Source organism: Paraburkholderia sp. EG286A, from assembly GCF_040965375.1.
Taxonomy (GTDB): Bacteria; Pseudomonadota; Gammaproteobacteria; order Burkholderiales; family Burkholderiaceae; genus Paraburkholderia.
Genome location: NZ_JBFRCB010000001.1, coordinates 945214 through 960917 on the forward strand (window position 1 = coordinate 945214; position 15704 = coordinate 960917).

Sequence of the window (15704 nt, forward strand, 5' to 3'; positions counted from 1 at the left end):
CGCGCACGGGTGTATAGGGCAAGTTGCGTTGATGCGAATCGCGGTCGCATACGACCAAAGTCCCATGGCACGCGTCCCTTGCAGTGCTACGCTGCGACAAAACACGCACCCACCAAAGCACTCCGAACAAGGGACGACGCCCTCCTGGCCGCTGTTTTCGAACGGTGCTCGACCATGCACTCCGACTCTACGTCCATGGCAGTCTCACAAGCCGTTCATCGGCTCAATCTCGCCTTCCGGAATTGGGGCTTGCTGCTCGTAACCATCTTCACCGTTCTGGCCCTGGCTGGCCAGTTCCTGCAGAGTCTCCATGACTTCAACGCCCTGGAGGAACGAACCGCCATCCGTATCGGCAACCTCGCCAATCTGACGCGCGACATCGTCCATCACCAGGTGGTGAATGTCCAGCAACTCTTCGGCGTCCTGGAACTTTCGATGGAGCCGGAAACGAACGGGAGCGGCACGGTCACGCTCCCGCGCACGGAGCAATTACAGGAAATCCGGGAGCTCTATGAAACATCGCTTCCCGGCCTCGAACTGCTCGTGCTCGACGAACAGGCGAATTATGTGGCCGAGTCAGATCCCGACGTGCGTAACAGCACACCGGCGATTACGCGGCTGGTCGACAGGTTACGGGAACGACGCAACCCTTCGGTAGCGCTGGACATCACGACTACCCTGCGAGGCGATTCCCTGGTAATGGGCAAGGCCCATGTGGACTCGCGGGACCGTAGACGCGCCTTCATGATCGCCGTCATACCAGTAAAGAGCGTCACCCAGTCTCTGTCACAACTGGAACTCCAGGCGGACCCGCTCGTTACGCTACAGAACGCGTCTGGCCAACTGCTGGTCAGCTATCCGGAAATGCCAACGGCTGTCGTTGGAAAGGCACTGGCTGCTTCCTCGAGAGTGGGCGTCGGCCCCCGCCCGGGAAGCTACTATGAGGAATCCTCACTCGACGGTGTGCGGCGGCTCACGGTGGAGCGTGACATTCCCTTGCCACTAGCCGACGAACACTGGACCTTGCGAGTCGGTTATTCTGTGCGCGAATACCGGCAAGGCTGGTACGTCAGCACGGGAATCAATATCGTCATCTGCTCGATTCTTGTTCTGTCCTGGCTTGCAATGTTCCTCTCCAGGTTGCGGTTAGTCGGAGCGGTCCGGCACCTCACCGCATCCCGGGGAGTCGTCGAGCAACTGCTTGCGGATTTGCCCATGCCGTTTGTTCTCGTCAAACAGGGCGATCAGCGCATCACGCGAGGTAACGATGCACTCCTGAAGCTGTTCGGCGCGGTGGCTGGACCGGGCAGCCCGGTAAGCCGCCTGTTCAGCAACGAGGAGGATTGCGCCGCGCTGATGTATGCGGGGGCCCGGCAGACCGTGAGCATGGTCACGCGCAGCGGCGTCGCCTATATGCTGGTCACCTGCTCGGAAGTCAGCGGCCTGACCGGTCAAGCAGACCCGTGCTGGCTCTTTACCCTCGTTGACGTAACCGAGCAGTACGTCCAGCAGAAACAGTTGCAAAGCGAGGCGACGACTGACCCGCTTACCGGACTGGCGAACCGCCGCTCGTTCTCGATGGCGGCCGAACTGGAAGTCGCACGGGCGCGCAAGCAACAAAGCCCGCTCGCCTTGCTATCGTTCGACCTGGACTTCTTCAAACGGGTCAACGACAAATTTGGCCACGCTACCGGCGATGTCGTGCTGGTACAGACAGCCAGATTGCTCAGAGGCGCGATGCGCGATGGCGATCTGGCGGCCCGGCTGGGCGGAGAGGAATTCGCGGCCTTGCTGCCCAACACGATGCTCCAGCAAGCCATGGCGGTCGCGGAGCGTATCCGTCTTGCCATCGCCACGAGTCCCGTGGTGCTGCCCGATGGCGGCAGCCTGTCGGTGACCGTGAGCATCGGGGTCGCGCTATTTCACGAGGATGAGTACGATTTGAGCGCTGCATTGGAGCGCGCCGACCAGGCCCTGTACCGCGCCAAGGAAGCGGGCCGCAACCGGGTCGAGCCGGAAACGCCGCCGGACCTCCGCGAGCCGACGGCCGCGACCTAGCGTGCGGATTTTCGGGGGGCAGCCTCACAGAAAACAACTGCGAGTGAACGTCAATGCAAAGGTGATCATGCCGACGACACTATGCGTATTTCGGCGTTGCGACTGATCGGGGGGCAGATGGACGAATGTCAGGCATGCAGACGGTAATCGCGTCCCCGGAATGGTCGGTTCCTGATGCGGAGCCGACGCCCGAATGTCTGAGTGAGTATGCGCGTGAATGACTCGTCATGGTCGGCTAGCGCCCGATGCGGGCGGCCGCAGCCGACCCGTTGCGGTCTCACGGTATCAGCTCAGGAGGACGGCCGGTTCCAGCGAACAAGCGGCATCGGCCAGTCGACGATGACCGCCGAAGTCTGGTCCGGGCGCGCGTCGTCAACTGCGTCTGAAAGCGAGGAGGCGGGCAACAGATCGCTGGCACACTTCGCCATGCTGGTTCACCGTGTCGCTCTGCACCGTCACCATTCCTCGGTCCTGCTTCGATCTGGATGGCGCAATCTCCACGATCGTGCTCACGACGTGGAGGACGTCGCCGGGCCGGGTTGGGCGTGGCCAACTGATCTCGCTTCCCGCGCCGATCACTCCACCCGCCAACGGCAGGCTCTCCACCAGTAGCTTCATCGTGATGGCCGCTGTGTGCCAGCCGCTAGCCGCAAGGCCTGCAAAGAAGGTCTCGCGCGCGGCTTCCTCATCCAGATGGAAGGGCTGGGGATCGAAATGCTCTGCGAAAGTGCGTATCTGCTCGGCGTCGAGCCTGTGCTCCGAACTCGTGTATATCGCGCCCGGCGTGAGGTCTTCCAGATAAATCGGCTCTGCTCCCATGTGACGTCTCCTTGCAATTGGTCCCGGACGGTCCGCTCGTTGTTGGCTCGCGGCATCGTGTGCGTCAATGCTGGCGTAATCTGCGTTACATCGTCAGATCTGCGTCAGTAAGCACGGTCGCGGGTGGCACGTTATCGCCGTCATCGAGCGTTTGTGGAATGAAGTCTCTCAGAAAATCCACCCAGCTTCTGATCTTGGCATCCAGATACTCGCGAGACACGTATAGAACGCGGATGTGAGTCTCATTCATGCGATGTGTCGGCAGTACACGTAGCAGCGTGCCGTTGCGCAGCCACGGCATCGCAGTCCATAGCGGCAGCGCGCCAATGCCTCGGCCGTCGCGTAGTGCGAGCGCCATGGCTTCCGCCACGTTGACCTGAAAGGGCGACGGAGGAAGCTCAAAGGTTTCCGTGCCATGAGGACCATCCAGATTCCACCGGCTTTGCGGGAATACCGGACTACTGGTGCGCATGCAGGTGTGAGCGGCGAGGTCGGCTACCGTGGAAGGGATGCCATGCCGGGCGAGGTACGAAGGCGACGCGCACAGAATGTTACAGGTCTTCGCGACCGGGACAGACACGAGACCGGAGTCCGGCAACTCAATCGCGCCCAGTTGAACCGACACGTCGTAGCCTTCTTCGATCAGGTCGGGAACGTGCTGTGAAAGCGTCAATTCGACGGAGACCTGTGGAAACAGCTCCTGATACCGCAGGACTGCAGGCATCACATAGTGCTGACCGAAACTGGCGGTGGCATGTACGCGCAGGCGCCCCGACGGCTGCAAGTGCGCATTCGACGCCTCTGCCTCCGCCTGATCCACAAAAGCCAGAATCCGGTAGCAATGCCGCAGGTAACGCTGACCTGCGTCCGTTACGCCGACGTGGCGAGTCGAACGGTTCAGCAGGCGCGTCTGCAGATGCGCCTCCAGTTCCGTGACGGCCCGCGAAACCTGACCGGTCGATTTATCCACGGAGTTGGCTGCCGCGGTGAAGCTGCCAGCCTCAACGACGCGCACAAACATCCTCATGTTGCTTAACGTGTCCATCGTATTTCCTTTTTTCCGCCGCATGGCGCAGGGCGGGATGGGTGGCGGCAACGCCACTCATGCCGGATTGGCGTGCTCGCGCGATGCGTCCATATACTCTTTTGCCGAAACAGCGATCGTCTGCACAAGTGCCGCGCCATCCAGAAGCTCGTGTGCGGCCCGATCGGCAGGGACTGAGGCCTGCCGCAGCAATCGGACTGCGAGTGTGTCGCAAGCCGTTGCGAGGCGCGCGAAATCGAGCTTGCGCAGCCTTCCCCGAATGACTGTCATCGCGCGCCGCAAGCCTGGATGGGACGACGTACCCATTTGCAGCGCGAGCAGGCTGTCGCCTATCGTCCACGCCGCGAGGAGTTCGCGCAGGCCGGTTGGCGCACCTGATCCCGGCTTGAAGCCGGAGGCTTCCGAGGCGAAACGGCGGCCGAGTCGGTCGGCTGTGCAGCTAAGCCAGGCATCTCGCCGCCATTGTTGCGGGTTGCTCGCCAGGTCGGAGAGATCACGCCGGACCGCGCGTTGCAGCCGCGCGATACTCGACGCACGGTCTGCCGGAAACACCACCGAAAACGCGAGCGTGGCCCACGCGATGGCCAGCAGGGTGGACAGGGCATCGTTCAGAAACGCGGCATCGTTGATGCGCGCCACGTTGCTGGGTGACGTGAAGTTCCAGAGAAACAGCGCGAATCCGCTGCCAATCGATGCCGTTCGTGGATTGCGCATGGCAAGACCGGCGCCGATCATGAAGAAACCAGCAATACACGCCAGCGGAACGAAGTCCGTCACTGCCGGTAACAAAACGAAATTACAGAGGATGCCTACCAGTGCCGCGAAGAATGCGCCCTTGAACCATCCCATCGCGGCGGTTATGGAGTTGGGACGCGTGGCGAAGAGCGCGCTTACCACCCCAACCGTGGCCACGAAGCCCGCTCCCGACGGCCACGCGCTACATAACCAGAACATCGACGCGGCGACCACGGCGAAGAACGCACGCATGCCGTTGTGCCAGGCCAGCACGAGGTCGAGGTGGAAGGCAAATTTCACGGGCGTTCGCGGAGGATTCACCTGATCCAGACAGGATTTGCGTGCGATAACCTGCTCCCATGCTGTGAGAAGCAAGGTTAGCCGGTCAAGAACGACCAGCCTGCCACTCTGCGAACCGCGCTGGCCGGATGCCTCCAAAGTAAGAGCGTGCCTGATTCTTGACTTCAGAGACGCGATTCTGGCCGTGGCAGTGGAGGCAGCGGTGTGATCGCCTGCCAGCAGGGTTGCCGTCTCATCGACAACGTCGATCTGAAGATCGGGGTAGCGAGTCAGTTGCGCTCGCAGTGCGTGGATTGCGCTCAGCTGTGTGAGGACTGCGACGATTGCGCCGCGCAGATGTCCAATGGCGAGGCGGACCTCCGCGGATGCAGCGGCAGCATATTCGGCCGCAGTGTCCAGTTCGAGGGCGGCTGCAAACAGCTTGTGCAGGGCGACTTCATCCGTCTCGCGGCGAAGCGCGCGTGCGCCGACCTGCGAAGCCTTGTCCAGGTAACCATGAAATTGTTTGCGCACCTCTCGTAAAGGCGCCCCAGGGGCGAGGATCGCAGTGAGGGTGGCTTCGACCAGAATGCCGACGACAACATAGACAAAGCGCGCGAGCGCGATGTCGAATGCGTGAAGGGGCGCGGAAGCGGCATCCAGCCCGATGATCGCTGCCGTATAGCCTGCCAGTACCGCCGCATATGCGCGAAAATTCCGCAGTGCCGTCGCCAACCCGGTGCACAGTCCGATCCAGCCGGCGAGCCCCAACAGGAACAATTCTGGCGTCTGCGCAAACAGGGCGACGAGCACGAGTGCGGCGACTGCACCCAGCGCAGTACCGAGGATCCGGTACTGGCTCTTCGATACGCTCATGCCGCGGCTATTCTGGGCGACGACCCACACGGTGATTGCAGCCCATTTCGGGTCGTCGAGGTTCATGCAGAACGCGATGTACAGCGCGATCAGCGATGCGCCTGCGGTCCGGCCGGCGTACGCCAGCCCCTCCCATGTAACGCCCGGGATGGGCAGAGGGGGAAGTTTCTTGAAGTCCACGAGATCCGGGGTCCTAATTGATTGGTGACCGATTTTCGTACCCCAGCCGGGCCGCACGTCATTCGGTCGGAACGCGCCGTTCAGGCCAGTATTGCGCGATCGATCTCGCGAATCGCTACCGTGCCGAGCATCGCCATGTTCCGGTCGACTTCGTCCCTGAGCAGGCCGATCGCATGTCGAACACCCGGTGCGCCGCCTACCGCGGCGGCGTACATGAACGGGCGCCCGGCGAATACGAACTGCGCACCGAGCGCCAGCGCCTTCAGAACATCGCCCCCTCGCCGGATTCCGCTGTCCATCATGACGACGGTCTTGTATCCAACCGCTTCGCAAATCTGCGGCAACACGGATAGCGGTTCGACTGCCCCGTCCAGTTGGCGCCCTCCGTGGTTCGACACGATGATCCCGTCCGCGCCGATCGCGACTGCGCGGCGCGCGTCATCCGCGTGGAGGATGCCTTTGATGACCAGGTTGCCGCTCCAACGTTGACGAATGCCTGCGATGTCCGACCATGACAGATGATCGCGTCCGGTGGTGTCGCGTATAGCCGAAGCGGACAGCATCGGCGCCCCGCGTGTCGCGAACGAGTTCTCGAAGTGGGGCATGCCGTGATTGATCAGCGTCCGGGCGAACGTGCCTAGCAGCCAGCGCGGATGGGAAATTCCGTCCATCGCGAGTCGCAGCGACGGACGCAACGGTAGCGAGAAGCCCGTCCGCACGTTGTTTTCGCGGTTCGCCCATACGGGAATGTCGACGGTGAGGACGAGCGTCGCGAAGCCGGCGGCCTTGACGCGCTCGATCAGGGCGTCGCGGCGCGCGGCGTCGCCGGGGAGGTAGGCCTGGAACCAGGTGCGCGGCGCTGCCGCCTGCACCGTCTCCATGGGAATGAGCGAGGAGCCGCTCATGATCGCCGGGATGTTTTCATCCATCGCGGCCGTGGCCAACGCAATGTCGCCTCGATATGCCGAAATGGCGCTGATTCCGACCGGAGCGATTCCGAACGGAGACGAGTAGGTGTGGTTGAAGATCGTTGTCTGCTGTGACCTGCGAGACACGTCGACAAGCACTCTCGTGCGGAACGTCAAGCGTTCGAACGCGGCGCGATTTGCGGCGATCGACATGCCGTCCTCCGCCGCGCCGGCAATATAGCCGAAGAGCGGACGCGGCAGAACGCGCCGTGCCGCCTCCTCGAAGTCCGCAAGTGAAAGGATCTGGCGCAGCTGCCGGGGGAGATGTTGCTTGACCCCGTAAGCCGTTTGTTCGATTCGCCCGATGGGCGTCGTCTCCTGCACAGTCACGTGCTCTGCATAGTCGTTCATTTCACCGTCTCACTGGGTTACATCGAAATCGCTGCGTCGGCCCTCGGCGGTCGGTGGGCCCGCTAACGCCTGAGAGCCGGTGACATCAATACGCAAACGAGCCGCGCTGGCGCATCAACTCGCGGAACAGCGATTCGTTCGGCTGGAATGGCGCCCGGCCGTGGAGGTAGAAATAGTTGTTCAGCACCACCAGCCCGCCGACCGGCAAAGACACTTCCTTCGTGCCGGCCGATGCTTCCATCGACCGGGACAGTGCGCGCAGAAATGCCGCTTCCTCGCGGTTGGACGGCTGAACGAACTGGTCGATGAACGAGATCGACAGACCGAATTCGCTTTGAAAGAACAGCGGCCGCTCGATCTGCTCGCTGACGTTCTTGGAACCGGATCCCTTGTAGAAGAACGGCGTGGTGCCGAGCTTGTGATTGACGAAGCGATCGCGCTCTTCCCAGTCGTCGAGGTGTAGAAAGCGCGATTCGCCGCCTAGGGCGTTTTGCTCTGCGAATTTCATCATCAACAGCCAGTCCGTTGCGTCGCTCACGTACGTGCCGTCGGTGTGCATCGTGAACAGCCGGTAGGCCTGGCGAAGATACGAGTCGCTGTTGTCGGTGTGCTTCACAACGAAGCGGGCGTAGTACGTTCCCGACATCGCATCGTGATTGCTCGGGCCGAGGATATGGCCGATTGCCGTACCGAACTTCACGAAGTCGGAAGGGTCTTGCGAAAGGTCCTGGAGGCCGATGGTGAAACCGCCGTGCCGACGGTCCTTGACGAGTTCGACGAGCATGTCGGCAAAGTCGTCGCCGAGACGCTCGACCAGCAGATCGGCAAGGTGATGGCGCATGAACGGGACATACTCGAGATTCTGCACGTCGATATCCCGTACGTCCGCCAGGAATCCGGCCAGCGCGTTGGGGTCGACCGTCACGTTCATGATGCGGTGATGGGTGGGATGCGCCGACAAGCGGAAAAGCGGCTGCCGGTGCGTGATGGAACCAGGGTGGGTGATCAGTGCGTCCATGTTGTCCTCCTGTTGTTTCAGGGCTCTATTTGATGCCTCTTCTTTGATATCATCCAGACGCTATACGCGAATGTTTATTCGCTCCTGGAGATTAAATGATCGACGCCCGTCAACTGCGATACTTCGTTGCTGTGGTGGAGGATCTGCACTTTGCCAAGGCAGCGGATCGACTGAATGTCGCGCAATCGGCGCTCAGCGCCCAGATTCAACGGCTCGAGCAGGAGATCGGCGTTCGTCTCCTGAACCGGAACAAGCGACAGCCCGTTACGCTGACCGATGCGGGGCGGTTGTTCCATGCCGAAGCGGTTGCAGCGCTACGTCATATCGAACGCGCGGATCAGGTTGGCCGGCTGGCGGCCAGGGGCCTCGCCGGTGTGGTGCGGATCGGATCGGTCGCATCCGGCGTGAGCAGCGGCGTGCTCTCGAGGATGCTGCATCAGTTTCGCATCACGCACGGCGACGTGCGCATCGAGGTCGTGGCCATGGAGACGCCGCGTCAGTTCGAGGCGCTCGTCGACGGCGAGATCGATGTGGGTATCGTGAGGCCCTGGCGCCAGCATCCGGCAGGGATCGTGGCCACGATCGTGCAGACCGAATGCCTTTTGGTTGCGATGGCCGAAGACCATTCATTGGCGGCACGCGGCCACGTGTCGGTCAGCGATCTAAAAGATCAGCGTTTTATTTCTCCCCACTTCGACGACGACGGGGGATTCAGCGAGGTGCTTACCGCGCTGGGTGCAGCGGGAGGCTTCGTTCCTTTTCTGGAACATCGCGTTCATGACTTCATCGCCGCGATCAGTCTCGCATCGGCCGGTTACGGCGTGGTCGTCGTCCCGGAATCGATGCGCAACTTCACACAGCCGGGAATCTGCTATCGGCCGATCGCGGATTTCGAGTATCCGTGTCATCTCGCGATGGCCAGCAGGCGGCGGGAGCTTTCTCCCGCCGTTCGCGCATTCGTGAAGGAATCCCTCGCGCTGTTCACCGGCCGCGCACCAGCCGACCCAGCTTGAATTGAATGCGCGGGTCTTTCAGTGACGATCCATGGAGAGTCAATCAGGATGGCTATGTAATTATTCTAGTCAAGCTTGACCTCGAAGCCGCGTCGTACCGCGGGGCGCTCGAACATGGTCTCGTACCATCGCTTCACGTTCGGGTAGTCCGCAAGATCGACCTTGTGACGCTCGTGCCGCCACGCCCAGCCAATGATGGCAAAATCGGCGATCGAAAGCTCGCCGGCCACGTATTCATGGCCGGCGAGCCTTTTGTTCAGTACCGAATAAAGCCGTCGTGTTTCGTCTGAGAAGCGCTTGAGCCCGTAGCGTCTATCGTTTTCTGAAGTGAGAGCGGCGAAGTGATGGACCTGTCCGGGCATGGGCCCGAATCCGCCCATCTGCCACATCAGCCATTCGATCACGGGCACCCGCTCGCGTAGACCGCGTGGGAGAAAGCGGCCAGTCTTTTCTCCCAGATAGAGCAGGATCGCGCCCGACTCGAACACGCTGATGGGCTGACCGTCGGGGCCGTCTGGATCGACGATGGCCGGAATCTTGTTGTTCGGGCTGATGGATAGAAATGACGCCTCGAACTGCTCGCGGTTGCCGATATTCACAGGCTGAACGACGTACGGCAACGCCATTTCCTCGAGCGCGACGCTGGCCTTGCGGCCATTAGGCGTGTTCCATGCATAGAGCGTGATCGGTTCGGTCTTCATGGATTCAGCTCAATTCGACATCGACATGCTTGTTGAAACCCGGACGCGTGGCGAGCGACGCGTACCAGCGTTCGAGATTGGGCATTCGAGCACGTTCTATGCCCGGTAATCCAAACCATCGCTTCGCGAACGCACCGAGCACGATATCCGCAATCGTGAACGACTCGCCTTCGATGAAGTCGCGATCCTTCAACTGTGCGTCGAGCACTTTCCAGACTTCCGCGACCTTGACGACGTCGGCGGCGATTTTCTCGATGTCCCGCCCGGCTTCCGGTGTGCGCACGATGGCCCAGAACACGGGCCGCTCGGCTGGCTGCAAGGTCGACAGCGACCAGTCGAGCCAGCGGTCGATGCTGGCCCGCGCCCTTGCATCGGCAGGATAAAGTGCGCTGGGTCCGCCGTACTGCATCATGATATAGCGCAGGATCGAGTTCGACTCCCAAAGCACGAAATCGCCGTCGACGAGGGTGGGGACTTTGCCCATCGGATTCATCGCGAGGTAGTCAGGTTCGGTGTTGTGTCCGAACTGCAGACCGGCGTCTATCCGGTTATAGCGTAGGGAGATCTCTTCGCAAAGCCACAAGACCTTCTGGACGTTGACCGAATTGGCACGTCCCCAGATGGTAATCATGCGTGAGTCCTTCTAGTGTTTTGTTATTAGTGGATTGACCGCTTCACTCCGTCGTCGGCATAACGCTTACGCTGGCAATGCTGCCACCAATTCGGCCGTCGTCACGATCGAATGGGCAAACGTGGGTCCGTTCAGTTCGTGGGCGGCTCGCATCAGTTCCGGCGAGAAGGCGGCGGTCGCGTCGCGCACGAGTGTCACGTGATAGCCGAGTTCCATCGCGAATCGCGCGGTGGATTCGATGCAGGTGTTCGCGAGCAGGCCGACGGCAATGACATGCGAAATCTTGTGCTGCTTGAGCTGGAAATCGAGGTCCGTGTTGGCGAAGCCGCTTTGCGCCCAATGCTCGTGGATCACTATGTCGTTTTCCTGGGGAACGAAATCGGGGTGCCATTCACCGCCCCACGTCCCCTTTGCGAAGGTCTGGCGCTTTTGCACGAGCCGTTGCGTCGGGTTCGGATGGTCCCAGTCTTCGTAATCGCCAGGCTGCCAGCGGCGATGCGGCACGTAGAACACCTGGATACCAGCCTTGCGTGCTGCGCCGACCGTTGCGCGCAAATTGTCGAGGAGCCGAACGTCGTTGGCGACTGCCTCGATCATCGGAAAGATCTTGCCGCCATGTGACAGGAAGTCGTTGTACGGGTCAACCAGCAAAAGGCCAGTGTGTTCGACGTGATAGACGGGGTCCGACATGATGTTCTCCGGAAAAGCGATGCGGGATGGGACACGACACAGCCGACACCCGTTGCGCGAAACTTCTGCACGACGTCGAGCACTTCGTTGCCTCACGAACTGAGTATATATATGAATTTCATAGTTGCAACTGGAACGTAAACACCATACCCACTGCGCGGGTATCAAGTGCAGGATTCGTCACGGATGCAGATGTCATTGCCGTGACGCAATCCGTGATACTATGAAAACCGAAGTTACGATGGAGGCAAAATGAAGCGCAGAGAGAAGGGGGTAGCCACGGTGTGCCCGGTGGCGCGATCGACCGAAGTTGTCGGTGACAAATGGACGACGCTTGTGCTGCGCGAGTTGTACATGGGCGCGACCCGATTCGAGGAAATCCAGATTCAGACGGAGGCGACGCCCCAGATGCTGGCGACGCGGCTGAAGTCACTCGAGGCGGACAGGATGGTCGAGCGCCATCCGTATCAGGAAAGGCCGTTGCGCTACGAGTACCGTCTCACGGAGAAGGGCCGGGCGTACTATCCGGTGATCCAGGCGCTACGCACCTGGGGCGAGACCTGGTGCAAGAGCAAAGGCGAGGAAGTCGCTGTGCATTTTACGCATCGTGTGTGCGGGCACGAGGTTGGCCTCGACTATATCTGCCCGTCGTGCGGCGAATACGTGGAGCGTCGCGACCTCGATGCAACCTTGAGTGCTCCGTTTGCGAAAGAGCGCGAGAAAAGGCGCGAGACATATCGGGCCGCGAAAGCCAGATCCGAATAGTTCGGTCAGCGCGCAGCGGGCTATCGTCCGGTCTGTTCCGTGCGTCGCGCGTTCACCAGGAAGTCCGCGACGAAGGCTAGCGCGAGAGCGCCCGCGCCGCACAGGAATACGAGCGTGTAGTCGTTGTGAAGGCGAGAAAACAGATACGAGTCTCCATAGCCGCCGAGTGCCTGGAAGAGGGCAAAAGCCGTGGTTGCACGGCTCCACGCTGCGCGCTGTTCCAGGAAATTGTTCGGTAGCAACTCGTTGATGCGTCCGAGCACGAGCGGCACGATGCCGGGCGTGAACACGCCGAGGATGACTGTGGCGCCTGCGAGAACATAGGGATTTCCTGTCTTCGCCAGTACCACGATCGCGGTCGCCTGTAGCACAAGGCCGGCGCGCCAGGCTGCCCGAAAGCCGATGCGGCTGGCCAGATTGCTGCAGATCATGGGCCCCGCGATGGCGGCGAGACCATATAGCACCCAGTAGTCGGCGCCCACTGCCGCGCCGCGCCCGAGGCCGCGCGCCACGTAGTCCACGAGCAGCACAATCACAGGCACGAGGCCGAGCGCGTTCGCGGCGTATTGTGCGTAGAGCACGCGCAGCGCAAGGCCGCCGGACTCAGCCTTGTGCGCTGAGCCGGCCTGCGCAGCGGGCGCATTCGTCGCCGGCCAGCCGAACCAGCTCAAGGCCGTGAGCGAGAACGAGAGCATGCCGAGGCCGAGCCACGTGTCGCGCAGGCCGGCCGCCAGGAGTTGCGGGATCAATGTGCCCGATGCCGCAACGCCGAGGCCCAGCCCGAGAAAGATCATCCCGCTCGCGAAGCCGCGGCGGGGCGCAGGAATGTGCGGGAGGATCGACGTCGCGACGAGTACCATGATCGCGCCACCGGAAAAGCCCGACAGCAGACGCCAGAAGAAGAACCACGCGACAGAGACGGGCCACGCGCACGCGAAGAACGCGATCGTCACCGCGGCCATCAGGAGTCGCAAGGCGGCCCGGTTCGACAGCTTCGCAGCGAGCGGCCGTCCTGCCATCGCACCCATCAGATAGCCGGCGAAATTTGCCGCGCCGAGCGTGACGGTCTGCGAGGAAGAGAACCAGTGCGCCTGGATCATCGAGGGAATGAGCGGCGTGTAGGCGAAGCGCGCGAGACCGATGGCGACCAGACTGCCGCAAAGCCCGGCGAACGCTGCGAAGAGCGCGCGGGCATCGAGCGACGAGGGTTCGCGCCGCTGGGGCGAGGAAGGAACGGCAGACACGATGAACTCCGGAACTCAGGGGCGTTGCGGGGGCAAGAAACGTCTATGCGTTGACGTCGACGACTGTGCGGCCCTGAATCCTGCCTTCCAGTATCTGGGCCGCGACAGCAGGCACGTCGGCGAGTCCGATGACCTTCGTCGCGCGGCCGAGTTTGTTCAAGTCGAGGTCGCGCGCCAGCCGCGCCCAGGCATCGATGCGCACCGAGCGTGGGGCATTGACCGAATCGATGCCCGCGAGGGTCACGTTGCGCCGGATGAAGGGCATCACCGACCCGGGGAGGCCCGAGCCCTGTGCGAGGCCGCAGGCGGCGACCACGCCGCGGTACTGCGTCTGGGCCAGCACGTTAGCCAGCGTGTGATGCCCGACGGAGTCCACGGCACCCGCCCAACGTTCGCGGGCGAGCGGCACACCTGGCTCCGAGAGCGTTCGCCGGTCGATTACTTCCGCGGCGCCGAGGCTGTGCAGATAGTCGGCTTCCGCGGGGCGTCCGGTTGATGCGACGACGCGATACCCGAGGCCCGACAGGATGGCAATGGCGATCGAGCCGACGCCTCCATTGGCACCTGTGACGAGGACGTCGCCGCTTTGTGGCGAGAGGCCGCCATGTTCCAGCGCCAACACGGCAAGCATGGCCGTATATCCGGCCGTGCCGATTGCCATCGCGTCGTGCGCGGAAAAGACTTCTGGAAGCTTGACGAGCCACTCGCCCTTCACGCGTGCCTTTTGCGCGAATCCGCCGTGATGGTTCTGACTGAGCTCCCAACCGTTGAGGACGACACGGTCGCCGCTGGAAATGCCGGGATACGTGGATGCCTCGACGGTCCCGGCCAGGTCGATGCCCGCGACCAGTGGAAACTCGCGGATGATCTCCGCGCGTCCAGAGATGGCGAGTGCGTCCTTGAAGTTCACGGTCGAATATTCGACTGCAATGGTAACGTCTCCGGGCATGAGGTCCTGCTCGCGCATATTGACGATGCGAGTCGAGATCACGTCACGCGGTTTCGTCGCGAGCAGTGCTTTGAAGGTCATGTGATTCTCCTGAGCAAATGGTTTCCCGATGGCTCGAGCTATCTGCGAGTTGCCAAACGGGGAGTGATATTTACGGGTGCCTGGGTCATGCGCGCCCGTCAGCAACGGCTGAACGGGATCGTGGGTATGCGAGCGTATTGACCACAACAGCGGCGAGCGAGAGCAAGGCGCCGATCGCTGCGAGGCCGAGCCAGGCAGCGTGCAGGGCCCCCGCACCGCCGAGCGCCGCACCGACTGCGCCACCAAGAAAGTACGAAACCATGAAAACGGTATTCAGGCGGCTGCGGGCTTCGGGACGCAGTGCATAGATCCGCGCCTGGTTGGCAATGAAGCCGGCGCGATTGCCCAGATCCAGCAATACCATCCCGATGATCAGCCATGCCAGGCTGTGTCCGCCCGCTGCGACAAACGCGAACGCGATGGCGACCGTGAGTGCGCCCGCAGTCGCAACATGGCGCGCGCCAACGCGGTCGACGATCGCGCCAAGTCGTGGCGATACCGAAAGCCCGACAAGGCCGATCAGCCCAAATGCCCCGATCGTGGCGGGGCCGTAATGGTAGGGCGCGCGTGCGAGTAGTACCGCGAGTGTTGCCCAGAGTGCGCTGAAGGCGGCGAACACAAGAAAACCCATCGTTGCCGAGAGGCGTAGCAGCTGTTCCTTGCGGACGAGGCCGGCGAGCGAGTGCATCAACTCGCGATAGCGGATCGCCGCGAGCGAATTCGACACGGGCAGTTTCCTGATGACAAGCAGAAGGCCAATGTCGATGGCGCAAGCGATCACGAATATCGAACGCCAGCCCCAAAGCGCGCCGACGATGCCACTCAGCGTGCGCGCCAGCAGGACGCCAGAGGAAAGTCCACCCAGCAGGGAACCGACCACGCGTCCTCGCGTCTCGGGCGTCGCCATGCCCGAGACCGTCGGGATGATGATTTGCGCCGAGATTGACGTCATGCCAACGAGGAAGCTGCATAGTGCCAGCACGAAGAAGGACGGTGCCGCTGCGCAGGCGAGCAGCGCCACTGCGTTCGCGATGATCGCTCGCGTAGCGAGTTTGCGTGGTTGGACACCGTCGGCGAGCGGGACGAAGAGCAGCAGTCCCATCGCATAGCCGAGCTGGGTGAGGGTGGCGATGAGGCTCCCACGCGCCGACGGCACAGCAAACGTCGATGCGATTTGCGGCAGCAGCGGCTGATGGTAGTAGATGGGCGAGACCGCGAGCGCGCAGCAAAGTGCCATCAGGAAGACCTGGCGCGGGGAGATCATGGGTGCCTTCGCTAAGGTGGGGGGGGCGGGATTGCGC

At 62.0% G+C, this 15704-nt stretch carries 14 protein-coding genes; 3 read left to right on the forward strand and 11 right to left on the reverse strand.

The annotated features are described in order from the left end of the window. Positions 1-249: 249 nt before the first annotated feature. On the forward strand, positions 250-2058 hold the full coding sequence (locus AB4Y35_RS04215) for a diguanylate cyclase (protein ID WP_368703432.1): 1809 nt from the start codon (positions 250-252) through the stop codon (positions 2056-2058). Between the two features lie 372 nt (positions 2059-2430). Here AB4Y35_RS04215 and AB4Y35_RS04220 read toward each other — a convergent pair whose 3' ends face one another. The 5 genes from AB4Y35_RS04220 to glaH all read right to left on the reverse strand — a co-directional run bounded on the left by AB4Y35_RS04220 (position 2431) and on the right by glaH (position 8329). Then, positions 2431-2877, reverse strand: coding sequence for a MaoC family dehydratase (locus AB4Y35_RS04220; protein ID WP_368703433.1), 447 nt, complete (start codon positions 2875-2877; stop codon positions 2431-2433). 85 nt (positions 2878-2962) lie between these two features. Further along, positions 2963-3922 (reverse strand): LysR family transcriptional regulator, encoded by a 960-nt coding sequence (locus AB4Y35_RS04225; protein WP_368703434.1) that lies wholly within the window; start codon positions 3920-3922, stop codon positions 2963-2965. Positions 3923-3979: 57 nt separating this feature from the next. Then, positions 3980-5992 (reverse strand): FUSC family protein, encoded by a 2013-nt coding sequence (locus AB4Y35_RS04230; protein WP_368703435.1) that lies wholly within the window; start codon positions 5990-5992, stop codon positions 3980-3982. Between the two features lie 80 nt (positions 5993-6072). Continuing rightward, positions 6073-7311, reverse strand: coding sequence for an alpha-hydroxy acid oxidase (locus AB4Y35_RS04235; RefSeq protein ID WP_368703436.1), 1239 nt, complete (start codon positions 7309-7311; stop codon positions 6073-6075). Positions 7312-7396: 85 nt separating this feature from the next. Next, a complete protein-coding gene (glaH, locus tag AB4Y35_RS04240; RefSeq protein WP_368703437.1) occupies positions 7397-8329 on the reverse strand; it encodes a glutarate dioxygenase GlaH in 933 nt (310 codons plus the stop codon). Positions 8330-8424: 95 nt separating this feature from the next. Here glaH and AB4Y35_RS04245 point away from each other — a divergent pair, with 95 nt between their 5' ends. After that, positions 8425-9342 carry a LysR family transcriptional regulator gene (locus tag AB4Y35_RS04245; RefSeq protein ID WP_368703438.1) on the forward strand — a complete coding sequence of 306 codons (918 nt, stop codon included), beginning with the start codon at positions 8425-8427 and terminating at the stop codon, positions 9340-9342. Positions 9343-9407: 65 nt separating this feature from the next. Here AB4Y35_RS04245 and AB4Y35_RS04250 read toward each other — a convergent pair whose 3' ends face one another. From AB4Y35_RS04250 to AB4Y35_RS04260, 3 genes are all read right to left on the reverse strand, one after another. Continuing rightward, entirely contained in the window at positions 9408-10043 is a 636-nt protein-coding gene (locus tag AB4Y35_RS04250) for a glutathione S-transferase family protein (RefSeq protein WP_368703439.1), read from the reverse strand. 4 nt (positions 10044-10047) lie between these two features. Further along, positions 10048-10674: a glutathione S-transferase family protein gene (locus AB4Y35_RS04255; protein WP_368703440.1), complete on the reverse strand. Its 627-nt coding sequence runs from the start codon at positions 10672-10674 to the stop codon at positions 10048-10050. Positions 10675-10740: 66 nt separating this feature from the next. After that, positions 10741-11364, reverse strand: coding sequence for an isochorismatase family cysteine hydrolase (locus tag AB4Y35_RS04260; RefSeq protein WP_368703441.1), 624 nt, complete (start codon positions 11362-11364; stop codon positions 10741-10743). A 252-nt stretch (positions 11365-11616) separates the two neighbouring features. Here AB4Y35_RS04260 and AB4Y35_RS04265 point away from each other — a divergent pair, with 252 nt between their 5' ends. Continuing rightward, positions 11617-12129 carry a winged helix-turn-helix transcriptional regulator gene (locus AB4Y35_RS04265; RefSeq protein WP_368703442.1) on the forward strand — a complete coding sequence of 171 codons (513 nt, stop codon included), beginning with the start codon at positions 11617-11619 and terminating at the stop codon, positions 12127-12129. A gap of 20 nt (positions 12130-12149) precedes the next feature. Here AB4Y35_RS04265 and AB4Y35_RS04270 read toward each other — a convergent pair whose 3' ends face one another. The 3 genes from AB4Y35_RS04270 to AB4Y35_RS04280 form a co-directional block, all read right to left on the reverse strand. After that, a complete protein-coding gene (locus AB4Y35_RS04270; protein ID WP_368703443.1) occupies positions 12150-13373 on the reverse strand; it encodes a YbfB/YjiJ family MFS transporter in 1224 nt (407 codons plus the stop codon). A gap of 43 nt (positions 13374-13416) precedes the next feature. Continuing rightward, complete coding sequence (locus AB4Y35_RS04275; RefSeq protein ID WP_368703444.1) at positions 13417-14403, reverse strand: MDR family oxidoreductase; 987 nt, start codon at positions 14401-14403, stop codon at positions 13417-13419. Positions 14404-14488: 85 nt separating this feature from the next. Beyond that, entirely contained in the window at positions 14489-15667 is a 1179-nt protein-coding gene (locus tag AB4Y35_RS04280) for an MFS transporter (RefSeq protein WP_368703445.1), read from the reverse strand. Positions 15668-15704 lie beyond the last annotated feature (37 nt).

Excerpts from the sequence above, each read along its gene's own strand:
- AB4Y35_RS04220 (WP_368703433.1), bottom strand. The coding sequence starts at position 2,877 with ATGGGAGCAGAGCCGATTTATCTGGAAGACCTCACGCCGGGCGCGATA.
- AB4Y35_RS04225 (WP_368703434.1), bottom strand. The coding sequence starts at position 3,922 with ATGGACACGTTAAGCAACATGAGGATGTTTGTGCGCGTCGTTGAGGCT.
- AB4Y35_RS04235 (WP_368703436.1), bottom strand. The coding sequence starts at position 7,311 with ATGAACGACTATGCAGAGCACGTGACTGTGCAGGAGACGACGCCCATC.
- glaH (WP_368703437.1), bottom strand. The coding sequence starts at position 8,329 with ATGGACGCACTGATCACCCACCCTGGTTCCATCACGCACCGGCAGCCG.
- AB4Y35_RS04245 (WP_368703438.1), top strand. The coding sequence starts at position 8,425 with ATGATCGACGCCCGTCAACTGCGATACTTCGTTGCTGTGGTGGAGGAT.
- AB4Y35_RS04250 (WP_368703439.1), bottom strand. The coding sequence starts at position 10,043 with ATGAAGACCGAACCGATCACGCTCTATGCATGGAACACGCCTAATGGC.
- AB4Y35_RS04255 (WP_368703440.1), bottom strand. The coding sequence starts at position 10,674 with ATGATTACCATCTGGGGACGTGCCAATTCGGTCAACGTCCAGAAGGTC.
- AB4Y35_RS04260 (WP_368703441.1), bottom strand. The coding sequence starts at position 11,364 with ATGTCGGACCCCGTCTATCACGTCGAACACACTGGCCTTTTGCTGGTT.
- AB4Y35_RS04265 (WP_368703442.1), top strand. The coding sequence starts at position 11,617 with ATGAAGCGCAGAGAGAAGGGGGTAGCCACGGTGTGCCCGGTGGCGCGA.
- AB4Y35_RS04275 (WP_368703444.1), bottom strand. The coding sequence starts at position 14,403 with ATGACCTTCAAAGCACTGCTCGCGACGAAACCGCGTGACGTGATCTCG.
- AB4Y35_RS04280 (WP_368703445.1), bottom strand. The coding sequence starts at position 15,667 with ATGATCTCCCCGCGCCAGGTCTTCCTGATGGCACTTTGCTGCGCGCTC.